The sequence below is a fragment of the Geobacter sp. DSM 9736 genome (genome assembly GCF_900187405.1).
Lineage (GTDB): Bacteria > Desulfobacterota > Desulfuromonadia > Geobacterales > Geobacteraceae > DSM-9736.
Genome location: NZ_LT896716.1, coordinates 442696 through 454292, shown reverse-complemented (window position 1 = coordinate 454292; position 11597 = coordinate 442696). Strand labels below are relative to the sequence as shown.

The 11597-nt window shown below is 55.1% G+C and carries 12 protein-coding genes; all 12 read right to left on the bottom strand.

The genetic code is table 11. The features are described from left to right. Nucleotides 1-2: 2 nt before the first annotated feature. The 12 genes from rfbG to lpxB are packed head-to-tail and all read right to left on the bottom strand — an operon-like array spanning nucleotide 3 to nucleotide 11588. A complete protein-coding gene (gene rfbG / locus CFB04_RS02055; protein ID WP_088533726.1) occupies nucleotides 3-1073 on the bottom strand; it encodes a CDP-glucose 4,6-dehydratase in 1071 nt (356 codons plus the stop codon). After that, nucleotides 1063-1878 (bottom strand): glucose-1-phosphate cytidylyltransferase, encoded by an 816-nt coding sequence (rfbF, locus tag CFB04_RS02050; RefSeq protein ID WP_088533725.1) that lies wholly within the window; start codon nucleotides 1876-1878, stop codon nucleotides 1063-1065. The genes rfbG and rfbF overlap by 11 nt, the downstream gene beginning before the upstream one ends. Continuing rightward, nucleotides 1875-2864 carry a glycosyltransferase family 2 protein gene (locus CFB04_RS02045; protein WP_088533724.1) on the bottom strand — a complete coding sequence of 330 codons (990 nt, stop codon included), beginning with the start codon at nucleotides 2862-2864 and terminating at the stop codon, nucleotides 1875-1877. The genes rfbF and CFB04_RS02045 overlap by 4 nt, the downstream gene beginning before the upstream one ends. Further along, nucleotides 2857-3630 (bottom strand): glycosyltransferase family 2 protein, encoded by a 774-nt coding sequence (locus CFB04_RS02040; RefSeq protein WP_088533723.1) that lies wholly within the window; start codon nucleotides 3628-3630, stop codon nucleotides 2857-2859. The genes CFB04_RS02045 and CFB04_RS02040 overlap by 8 nt, the downstream gene beginning before the upstream one ends. Continuing rightward, entirely contained in the window at nucleotides 3630-4409 is a 780-nt protein-coding gene (locus CFB04_RS02035; protein WP_157698690.1) for a glycosyltransferase family 2 protein, read from the bottom strand. Before CFB04_RS02035 ends, CFB04_RS02040 begins: the two co-directional genes overlap by 1 nt. Continuing rightward, on the bottom strand, nucleotides 4406-5485 hold the full coding sequence (waaF, locus tag CFB04_RS02030) for a lipopolysaccharide heptosyltransferase II (protein WP_088533721.1): 1080 nt from the start codon (nucleotides 5483-5485) through the stop codon (nucleotides 4406-4408). Before waaF ends, CFB04_RS02035 begins: the two co-directional genes overlap by 4 nt. 10 nt (nucleotides 5486-5495) lie before the next feature. After that, nucleotides 5496-5672, bottom strand: coding sequence for a Trm112 family protein (locus tag CFB04_RS02025; protein ID WP_088533720.1), 177 nt, complete (start codon nucleotides 5670-5672; stop codon nucleotides 5496-5498). Between the two features lie 14 nt (nucleotides 5673-5686). Then, a complete protein-coding gene (gene lpxK / locus CFB04_RS02020) occupies nucleotides 5687-6769 on the bottom strand; it encodes a tetraacyldisaccharide 4'-kinase (protein WP_088533719.1) in 1083 nt (360 codons plus the stop codon). Beyond that, nucleotides 6744-8081 (bottom strand): 3-deoxy-D-manno-octulosonic acid transferase, encoded by a 1338-nt coding sequence (locus CFB04_RS02015; RefSeq protein WP_088533718.1) that lies wholly within the window; start codon nucleotides 8079-8081, stop codon nucleotides 6744-6746. The genes lpxK and CFB04_RS02015 overlap by 26 nt, the downstream gene beginning before the upstream one ends. Further along, a complete protein-coding gene (locus CFB04_RS02010; protein WP_088533717.1) occupies nucleotides 8078-8737 on the bottom strand; it encodes a lysophospholipid acyltransferase family protein in 660 nt (219 codons plus the stop codon). Before CFB04_RS02010 ends, CFB04_RS02015 begins: the two co-directional genes overlap by 4 nt. After that, nucleotides 8737-10461, bottom strand: coding sequence for a lipid A export permease/ATP-binding protein MsbA (gene msbA / locus CFB04_RS02005; RefSeq protein ID WP_088533716.1), 1725 nt, complete (start codon nucleotides 10459-10461; stop codon nucleotides 8737-8739). The genes CFB04_RS02010 and msbA overlap by 1 nt, the downstream gene beginning before the upstream one ends. An 8-nt stretch (nucleotides 10462-10469) precedes the next feature. Continuing rightward, on the bottom strand, nucleotides 10470-11588 hold the full coding sequence (lpxB, locus tag CFB04_RS02000; RefSeq protein ID WP_088533715.1) for a lipid-A-disaccharide synthase: 1119 nt from the start codon (nucleotides 11586-11588) through the stop codon (nucleotides 10470-10472). Between the last annotated feature and the right edge of the window lie 9 nt (nucleotides 11589-11597).

The window sequence follows — 11597 nt, the reverse complement described above, 5'->3', positions numbered from 1 at the left end:
GGTCATTCTGCGTCGTACTCGCTGATCTGCCTCAGGCAGACATCTCTCATATCTTCGTTTCTCTGGTAAGCCTTCGTCCAGTCCACGATCAGGTCGAGTGATTTCGCCAGATCCCATCTGGGGTTCCACCCCAATTTGCCCCCAGCCTTCGAGCAATCGAGCTTGAGGTAATGCGCCTCGTGCGGGTGCTGACCGCTGTCAACCTCATAGGTTGCGCCATTCCCCCAAGACGCACAGAGAGTCTGCGCAATCCATTCCACCGGCCTCGCATCTTCGTCACGGGGTCCGAAGTTCCATGCCTCTCCATAGCGAGCGCCGCCCTCGACTAGGTGCTGAGCCAGCAGGAGATAACCACTCAGCGGCTCCAGGACATGCTGCCAGGGTCTGACTGCCTCAGGATTCCTGAGCACTAGTTTCTCCCCCTGTAAGAGGGCCCTGACACAGTCTGGGACCAGCCGGTCGGCAGCCCAGTCGCCACCTCCTATGACATTGCCTGCCCGTGCCGAAGCGACAGCAACGCCGTGCGAAGAGAAGTCTCGCGGATTAAAGAAGGAATTTCTGTAAGCAGCTGTAACCAGCTCGGAACAGGCTTTGCTGCTCGAATAGGGGTCATACCCCCCCATTGGTTCGTTCTCCCGGTAGCCCCAGACCCACTCCCGGTTTTCGTAACACTTGTCAGTTGTCACATTTATGATGGCTTTCACGCTTCGGCATCGGCGGACCGCCTCGAACACATTGACCGTGCCCATTACGTTGATAGCATAGGTTTCAGCAGGATTAACATACGAGTCACGGACAAGGGGCTGAGCCGCCATATGAATGACAACATCCGGTGCAGCCGAGATCATGGCTTTGCCCACCGCTTCGCCATCACGCACATCGGCAATGACAGAATCCACTACCTCTCCTACTCGGGCCAGTTCAAAGAGGTTGGGATTCGTTGGCGGGTGAAGAGCGTAGCCCGTTACGACCGCTCCCATTCGATGCAGCCAGAGACTGAGCCAGGCGCCTTTGAACCCGGTGTGGCCGGTGACAAACACCTTCCTGTTGTTCCAGAAAGCTTTATCCAGCATTATTCTCGCCCTTGGCATCGTTTTCTGCCCGCTGCCCCCATACTTTCCAGGGCGCGGTCCCCGAATTCCAAAGATCTTCCAGATGAGTCTTATCGCGCAGGGTGTCCATCGGTTGCCAGAAACCTGAGTGCCTGAACGCTGCGAGTTCACCTTCTGCGGCAAGGCGTTCAAGCGGTTCCTTTTCGAATACCGTAGAATCACCAGCGATCAATTCCATGACGCCGGGTTCCAATACGAAAAATCCACCATTTATCCACGCACCATCCCCTGCCGGTTTCTCATGGAAAGAAGCGACCCTGTTATCGGAAGTAAGGCTTAACGCGCCGAACCTGCCGGCAGGCTGCGTGGTGGTGACGGTAGCGAGCCTCCCCTGTCTCTTATGAAAAGCAAGCAATGCAGGGATATCCACATCAGCCACTCCATCCCCATACGTAAGCATGAAAGTTTCATTATTGATATAAGGCTCGATTCGTTTGACCCGCCCTCCGGTCATGGAGTCCATACCGGTATCAACAAGCGTCACCTTCCAAGGCTCGGCATACCGTTCATGCACAGTCATCGAGTTGTTTGCCATGTCGAAGGTCACATCGCTCATATGCAGGAAGTAGTTGGAGAAGTATTCCTTGATCACATACCCCTTGAAGCCGAGACATACGATAAATTCGTTGAATCCATAGTAGGAGTATATCTTCATAATATGCCATAAAATCGGCTTACCACCTATCTCAACCATAGGCTTGGGCCTGAGGACCGTTTCCTCGCTTAAGCGAGTGCCGAGCCCTCCCGCTAGAATGACAACTTTCATATACTCGCCACCTTTATCCTCCCCTTCCCTCCTGGCAGTGTCAGGACACCTTTTTTGAATAATTTAGAGAAGGCGAGTCCGTAAACTATACTCGGAATGGAAATCGTAAGACCACTCAAAGTGAATTGCCTGACAAACTGGTCAACCGACTCCCTTTTTCCCTTTTCATTCGTCTCCCGTTTCCATTCATAAACGTACAGCATCTTCAACCACCTATCAGTCAAATACTGCTCGGCAAACCAAAGCCGCGCCTGCCGGTAACACTGGGCAATATACGGTTTGACTGAACTCATAGTTATAGACCCGCCGTGGGCGCGGAAGTAAGAAAGCGGTTCGTGTAGATAAGCCACCTTCGGATATTGTGCGGCAGTTAAAAGGTAGAGAAGAAAATCAGGCCCGGCTCCATGGTCCAGAAAATCATTAATCGTTGGTGAAGGAATCTCACGGAGCAGATTCTTACGCAGGTCGTTCATCCGAAAAAGCGCACCGCCGGGTGAAAATGGAACATCTCCATTGAAGAGGCCGGTACTGATGAAGCGGGAAGAAGGGAAGGTGCCGGTCCGCCCGGTGAACTGGTAGGAAATGTTGCCACTGAAGGGCTCGGGACCGACAAAAGCCGGAGTAAAGACAAAACCCACTTCATTGATTTCCATAAATGGGAGCGTCTTCTCCAGGTAATCGGGAGCCATGAGATCATCGGAAAACAATACCTTCCCGTATGCCCCCCGGGCCTCCTCGATGCATCGAATCCAGTTTCGAACAGGTCCGATGTTACTGGCGTTTCGAAAGACCCGAACCCGCGGATCTCGTGCAGCCAGCTCCGTGCACACCTCGAAGGTGCCGTCAGTGCTGGCGTTATCGACAACAACAACTTCGATATTTGACACTGTCTGAACAAGGGCCGACTCGATACATACCTGTACCAGCGCTTCCCTGTTGTAGACCGGGACCAGTATGCTGACCAGTGGTAGTTTTTCTCTAGACATCACGTGCAGCTCTTTTCATTTTTTTCCAGAACCAGCTTAGCCTTCGATATTCGGCATACAAATACCTGCCATTGGATCGTAAAAATCGTATTTCTTCCACCTTCCATTGCTCGGGATTCTGCCTGCTGAATCCACCTTCGTAATAGGTGCAGATTACTTTGTCGATGAACAAAGTTCTGTTGATACCATGCTTTTTCATCAGCTCATGGGTAAGGACCCTGTCCGCCAAGATGCGATATCCGGCGTCATACCCCCCCCCTATCGCATCTCTACGGTAGAAGATGGCCTGGTGGCACAGTCGCATGCCTGTAATCATTTTGTTCGGGCTTCTTAGTTTTTTGCCTTTCGTATATACGAATCTCCCATCATTCTCCAGCATGCTGGCTTTGCCATAGACAATCACATAACCTGCTTTGAAGTAATCCTCAATCTCCTTGAGGTTAACAACCAATTCGTCTCCAGCATTGAGAAAGAGCAGGTAGTCACCGCTGCTATGAGCTATGCCTTTGTTCATGGCATCGTAAATGCCGTCATCGGACTCGCTTATCCAGTAGTCAATAGCATGGTCGTTCTCTCTCAGCAGATCAACAGTGCCGTCTGTCGACCCTCCATCTATGACTATGTACTCCAGGTGCTGGTCCCGCTGGCTGATTACACTCTTCAGAGTTCGTTCAGCAACTGTTGCGCCATTACGGACTACCGTGATGACTGTAACCAATGGGGCACTACCGGCACATGATTGTCCGGTTGATCCACCCGTATCCATCAAACCCTCCGACGGCCCTTCTGCAACTCAAACAGCCGCATGTACTTCTGAAATGTACCTATAGCGCCCATCGCGGAAACAACGAAACCTTGCACGCCATCCAGACAACCAAGCCGGAAGAGGTAGCGGTAGAAGAATGTATAAACGGGTCGCAGGGTATAGTGGTGCCACTTAGAACGTTTTCCTCGGCTGTGGTAATCGAGGGCTGAAAGTTCGGAGTACCTGGTGGTCCGTTGGAAGTAGGCAGTCAGGTCGAGGTCCTGATCATGGATGATATCGGCTGCAATCCGCTTGATCTTCCCCCGGGGCACGAAACGTTCATGAATTGTACTGTCGCTCCAGGCTCCGTTTCGCTTGTTGTACAGCCGCACCTTGTAATCGGGATAGAAGGAGCCGTGCCTGATCCACTTACCCCAGAAGTTCGTGAGGCGGCGGAAGGCAAACGCGTCGAATTCGGAAAAGTCAGCCTGTGAAAGCGCAAGTACAGCGCTTTTCATCTCGTTGGAAACGCGCTCGTCCGCATCAATCTCAAGGACCCACTCATTGCTAGTCAATGACATGGCATGACTCTTCTGGTCCCTGAAACTGGCGAACGGATGGTGCACTACTCGAACGTTAGCGAAGTTGGAGCATTTTGGGACCGTGTCGTCAGTGCTGTAGTCATCCACCACGACCACCTCATCCACCCACTGCAGGGATCCAAGACACTCCAGGATCTTTGCGCCCTCATTCTTAGTGATGACAAAAGCGGACAGGCGCGGACGCTCAATCAGTGTCATCCTCTCTCCCTCCGGGAATCGAGGAGCGTCGTGCATTGAGTGAAGACGGCATCGACGTCGATGGCTTCGACGCATTCAGGCCTCCCGCGCTCGGTCGGCTCGCACTCCTTAAAAAATTTTTGCCGGCACGGAGAGCACTGAAAAGCACTGTACACGACGCGGCTATTCTCTCCCCACGGCCCGAACTTAACCGGCGACTGCGGTCCAAAAATCGCAACTAGTGGCACCTGCATCGATGCTGCTAGGTGCATGATTCCGCTGTCATTGCAGACGAGAAGCTTGCAGCGAGAAAGGAGTGCCATGGTCTGGCGGAGCGTTGTCTTCCCGACCGCAAAAAGGGGTGGGGTAGTCAGCCCTGCACGGAGAGCGGGAAGTGCTTCCTCGTCTCTGGGACCGCCGAAGAACAGAATCCGCGCGCCGTAGTTTTCCTGAAGCCGTCTGGCCACTTCGATGAAGTTATCGATATGCCACGCTCGGGGAGGATTGGCAGAAAAAGGATGGATGCCTACAATGGGCTCATCTGCTGCTACCCCTGCGCGCAAAAAATAATCCTCGGTGAACTGTCGTTCCTCCTCCGTAAGCCATGCTTCAAGATGGTCGTCTTCGACCTTCACCCCGTCAGCCCGCAGAACGTCCAGGAAATTCTGCACCTCGTGCTGATCGTGCCTGTAAGGTACACGTTTCGTAAGGAGAAATCCGCGCCCTTCGGTATCGAACCCGACCCTTTCCCGAGCCCCTGAAAGAATCGCCATGATGGCGCTGGAAAGGGAGCGTTTCAGCACATAGACCTTGTCGAACTTTCTCGCCCGCAACTCCCGAATAAAGGAAACCTTGTCCCGAAAGGTCCGATGGGTGGAGCGGCTGTCGGCGTGGATAGTGGGAGGGTCCCAGAAGATCAGTTCATCAACATAGGGAATTCCCTGCACCACCTCGGCGGAGCCTGGAGCAACCACCCATGCAATGAACGCATCGGGTTCGGCCCGACGCAGGTTTCGCAGGAAAGGAACGGTAAGAATGGTGTCCCCGATGAACCGGTACCGCAGAACGAGGATTCTTTTTTTTGCTTCAACCTTCAATCTTCACCCTTCAATCCTGCCCTATTTTCTCCGCTTCATCAACGAGCATGACCGGGATGTCGTCCCGTATCGGATACTTGAGACGACAGGGACTGCAGAGAAGTGCAGCACTATTTCCTAAAAGCTCAAGTTCACCCTTGCACTGGGGGCACACCAGGATATCGAGCAGTTCCTGCGATAATGCCATAGAGACACCTCTACCTAAAGAAATTTCTGAAGATACGCCCGCAGCTGGGTATCATCTTCGAACCGCATCTCCAGCCGCACGGCAAACGTCTCGCCAAGTTTTTCCTGCATGCCTACGAGCTTCACCGCATCTTTTTCCGTCGTCAGAAGATATTGTGAGCGGGATGCATCTCGCAACCGGACCAGTGCTGCAAGCTCCTCATCACCGTACGTGGCATGGTCAGGAAATGCAAGAGTTGTGATGAGGCGGACACCCGCTTCTTCCAGGGCATCGAAAAAGGAAGCGGGGTCGGCAATGCCGGCGAAGGCCATCACCCGGGAACCCTCCAGCACGTTGAAGGGCTGCAGTTCGTTCTCGCCAAATGCAACAATACCTGTCAGACCGTGTCCGGCACGACATGAAGCGAGATCGGAATGAAGTGTCGGCGCTGACCCATTGCCACATCTCGTGTAAATCACCATATCCGCCCGCTTCGCCGCCGAAGGATTCTCCCGCAGCATACCGGCAGGCAACAAACGTCCATTACCGTAAGGTCGCGTGCAGTCCATGAGAAGGATGTCGAAGTCCCGCCTTAGGCGCTGGTGCTGGAACCCGTCATCAAGAATGAAAATGTCGGGGTTGAGCTTTTCCTCTGCAAGCCTTCCGGCACGGTATCGATCCGGACCGATGACAACCATGAGACCGGGAACCGTAGCCGCCAGCATGTAAGGTTCGTCTCCCGCTTCGGAAGCCGAGAGAAAAATATCCTTTCCGTCGCTCACGATCTTTGTAGTCCCGTGACTGGTGCCGCCATAACCACGGGAGAGAACGGCTACGCGTTTGCCCTGCTGAAGAAAAAAGCGCGCGATCCAGGCCACTGAGGGAGTCTTGCCGGTGCCGCCCACAGTAAGATTTCCAACCGACACCACCGGTTTCGAAAGCCTATATGAGCGGAGGAGACCGAAAGCATAGAGGCAGGCACGAAAGCGCATGATGAGGCCATACGGAAAGGTGGCTGCTACAAGGAGTGCCAGGACGAGGCGATCCCGCACAGATTGCCGTTTTCCCTCTATCAGCTCTCTGAAGTATAGCTCAACGTTTGCCACTGCTGCACTCATTCAGACTGGACTCTGATTTTTCTCGCCCCTGCAAACGCGCAAGCACCTCGATATGCCGATCCACCGCTCCTCCCGAAACCTGCAACCAGCTCAGGCCCCGTTGCCCCATCTCCTGCCGGAGAGCCGGGTCCATACAGAGAGATCGAAGAGATTCCTCCATGACTGCGCCGTCTTCCACCCGAATGGCGCCGCCTGACTTGAGGATATCCGCTGCTATCTCGCGAAAGTTGGACATATGAGGTCCGAACAGCACAGGGACACCACATGCTGCTGGCTCCAGGACGTTGTGTCCGCCGGTCGGGACCAGGCTGCCGCCGACGAAAGCGATGTCGGATAATGAATACAACCGGTTCAGCTCCCCAACCCTGTCGACAAGCAGCACCTCCCCTGCCGACAATGGCTTCTCCCGCAGGTGGAGCTGAGAACGCAGAACGAACGGAATTTCGAGAGTGCTCAGAAGCTCACCTACCGCGGCAGCGCGTTCCGGATGACGAGGTACGAGCACGAGGTTCATAGCCGTAATCTCGGCAGAAACCTTTCTGAAAGCACCAATAACCACCTCATCTTCACCCTGATGGGTGCTCCCGGCAGTGAAGACGATGCAGTTCTCGGGGATCTGGTAGCTTCGCCGCAGTTCGCGGCGTACGTCCGGCGAAGGCAATGCGCCAGGAACATCGTACTTCAGGTTCCCCACACTATGCACCTTGACCGGGTCTGCACCGATCTCCCCTATCCGTCTGGCGTCTTCGTCACTCTGCATGCAGAAGGCGGAAAAGCAGCCCAGCACCGGCTGAAAGAACCGCTTAAGCTTCAGGTACCTCCCGAAGGAGCGGTCCGATATACGACCGTTGACCATCGCAACCGGTACCCCCATGCATCGGGCTGTGCGAAGAAAATTCGGCCAGATCTCAGTTTCGACTACCACGATCAGGGAGGGCCGCACGCGCCGCAGCAAGCGGGAAACCGCAAACGGGTAATCGAAAGGAAAGTAGCAGCGACAGTCAACTTCTGCGATGGTGCCGGATACCTCACGACCCGTCTCCGTCGTATTGCTGAGAAGGATCTTGCGCTCCGGCCAGCGTCTTTTCAGCGCCTTGAGGAGAGGAACTACGGCCATCGTTTCACCGACGGAGACGGCATGGACCCATATCACCTCGGCACCGGAAAGACCTTTGAGCTCATCCTGCGGGACAAACCCGAACCGCTCGGCCAGCGCCGCCGGGCGGCCTCTGCTGACAGATCGGAAGCAATGGTACGCAATTACAACCGGCAATGCCACCCACAGGAGGAGGGTGTAGATAACGTTGGTCATGCTGCCGCCATCCCGTCGGCTTCAGCCGTGACCTTGCAGAGGGCACCCTCGACCCGCTGGCGGAACTGCTCGATCTCCTCCTCCACGCCGCAGCGCAGCGGCTCCCCCCAGACGAAGAAGCATTTTGTAAAGGGAAGAGGGATCATGAACCTGTCCCAGCTCTTTAGACGCACTTTCCTGGAAGCCGAAATGGCAAAAGGGAGCACCGGTAACCCGGTGAGCTTGGCGATCTGTGCTACACCCGGCTTAACGACCTCGGCCGGCCCCCGAGGCCCGTCGGGGGTGACTATGAGGTCTTCATTCCGCCTCGCAAGCCTCAGCATCTGCTTGAGCGCCTTATCGGCCCCTTTGGATGATGAACCGCGTATGTGCTCAAACCCGAAAAGCGCGGTGATTCTTGCAATGATCTCTCCGTCCCCGTGGCTGCTGATGAGGATATGCCCTTTGTTGCCTTGATAGGCAAAGGGGCTTACACACAGCCTGCTATGCCACATCACCTGAATTATCCCTTCCCCTCTCTCATGGTACCCCCGGGGAATCTCCACGTTCACGAGTCGCACCCGGAGGGTGGTGAAGAGCATCCGTAGTACCGAATAAGCGAGCCAGGGGAGAACGCTCGGGAACCGTTTCTTTAATGTAAGGAGAAGGTTTTTCATCAGGTTTGGAACTGCATTGCGTAGAGTTTCTGGTAGAGGCCAGCCTGAGCAACCAGTTGGTCATGGCGCCCGGATTCGACGATTCTGCCGTTTTCCAGTACTACGATCCTGTCTGCATGCAGAACGGTCGATAGCCGGTGGGCAATGACAAAAGTCGTCCGGTTCGCCATCAGGTTGTTCAGGGCTTCCTGAACCATCTGCTCGCTTTCGGTATCGAGTGCGCTTGTAGCTTCGTCGAGGATGAGGATCGGGGCGTCCTTGAGAATCGCCCGTGCAATGCATAGGCGCTGCCGCTGCCCACCAGAGAGACGCACACCACGGTCACCGATGTTGGTTTCGTATCCTTCCGGCATGTCGAGGATGAAGTCATGGGCGTAGGCTGCCCTTGCCGCTGCCTCCACCTCGGCATCAGTGGCATCGCTCTTCCCGTACCTGATGTTGTTGGCGATGGTATCGTTGAAAAGGACCGTCTCCTGATCGACCAGTGCGATCTGGCGCATGAGATCCCGAAGTCTGATCCGCCGCACATCAATCCCGTCAATTGTGACGCCACCTTCGGTAACGTCATAAAATCTGGGAATGAGCGAGACAAACGTAGTCTTGCCGCTGCCGGAAGGACCGACCAGAGCGATAATCTCCCCTTTGCCGGCTGTGAGGTCAACCTCACGAAGAACGGGCTCATCGTCTTCTCCGTACCTGAAGGAAACCTTGTCGAACCTGACCTCTCCCTTCACACGTCCTGCGGACACCGCATCCGGATGATCTACGATGTCGCGCGGTTCGTCTATCATTTCAAAGACGCGCACTGCTGCACCGATCGCTCGCTGAGCGACATTGTAGGCACTGTTCAGCTTCTTGATGGGGTTGTAGAGGAGGATCATGGCCGCGATAAACGACAGGAACGCATCAGGCTTCATACTGCCGTTGATGACCTGATACCCTCCGTACCAGATGACCGCGGCTATCCCGAGCGATGTCAGGAGTTCCATTACCGGTACGGAGAGGCCCTCGTACTTGATGGATTTGCGCATAAACCGGTAGTACTCGAGGTTCTTTGCGTGAAACTTCCCGATCTCCCGCTCCTCCAGACCGAAGGCCTTGATCACCTTGATACCGGAAAAGGTTTCCTGCAGTATGCTGGATATGTCCCCCATCTTTCCCTGGCTGGCGGAGGAAAGAGATTTGATCCGCCTGCCGATCTTCTGCGCCGGTACTACAGTGAGCGGAATTACAAGAAATGCGATGATCGCAAGCTTCCAGTTGAGGTAGAAAATCATGCCCAGGAGGAAGAGTGCGCCAAAACCGTCCCTGAAGAGGCCGGTGATAACGTTTCCAACCCCCTCCTGCATTGCATTCACATCGTTGAGTACCCGCGACATGAGCGTTCCCGTGGGGTGCGCGTGGAAAAAGCGCAAGCCAAGAAACATCCCGTTGCGGTAGACGTCGTTGCGGATATTCTGTACCGCCAGCTGCCCAGCAGTCCTGATGAAGTATTCGTTGATGTACCGTCCCATCCCGCGGACAAAGAAGATCCCAATGACGGCCAGGGGGAGAAGAAGAAGGATACGCTGATCCTTCCCCGAAAAGATCTGCTTCAGGAGCGGTCCCGTAAGGTAGGCGAACAGCCCGTCCATCCCTCCCACTACCATTGAGAAGATCGCCGAAATGACGATGCGCCACCAATAGGGTTTGCTGTATCGAAGAATTCTTTTAAAGGTGTCCATGTGTTTTTTCAGGCCAACATGTCGAGAGCAAGTCGGGCGACTTGCGCAGAACAGCCGCCGCAACCAAGTTTTCCGCGCACAGCAACCAGCTTGCTACGTATGCTCGCTGCATATTCATCATCGGTAAGTATCCGCGTTATTTCGTCGGCAATAATTTCAGGCCGCGCTTCATCCTGAACGAGTTCCCGCACCGCCCGTTCCCCCGCCACTATGTTACAGAGGCCGATGTGATCGACACGGACGAGGCGCTTTGCCACTTGGTACGTGAAGGGGGACACCCGGTAGATGATCACCATCGGGGTTCCAATGAGGGCGATTTCGAGGGTGACGGTGCCTGATACGGAGATAATGGCGTCACACACCTGCATGACGTCGTACCCTTTCCCCTCCACGACAGTTATGTTCAGCCCCGATCCTTCCAGATGTGGAGCGAGGTCTTGGCGGTTAAGGCTGGAAGCAAGGGGCAGAACGAACTGAAGGTCCGGAAAACGTCCGCGTAGCAGGAGGGCCGTTTCGAGGATCACCGGGAGGAGCCTCTTGATCTCCCCCCGTCGGCTCCCCGGAAAAAGACCGACTGTCCGCTTAGTGGAGTCGAGACCGAAAAAAGCGCGGGCTTCCTCAGGCGACATCGTAGGGTGAACTACATCGAGCAGGGGGTGCCCTACGAAACTCACCGGCACACCCTCCTTCTCGTAAAAAGGAACCTCGAAGGGAAAAACTACCGCCATCCGATCCACGAGCCGGGCGATCTTCTTCACCCGCCCCACCCGCCAGGCCCAGACCTGCGGACTGATATAGTATAGGACGCGGACACCCGCCCGTTTCGCCACTTTCGCCAGCCGCAGATTGAAATCGGGGTAGTCGATGAGGATAAGAAGATCAGGAGGATCTTTTCGGAGGATATCCCGAAGCGTGGCATAGGCCCTGTAGATGACGTCGAAATGAGCCGCCACCTCGAAAAGGCCCACGACCGCCATGTCGGACGCATCGACGAGAGTCTCGGCTCCCGCCTCCCGCATCCTCGCGCCACCGATCCCGAAGAAGGTTACCTGCTCGTCCATGCGCCGGGCCTCTCTTATAAGGCCCGCCCCATGCAGGTCGCCGGAAGCCTCTCCGGCGACGATCATTACACGCTT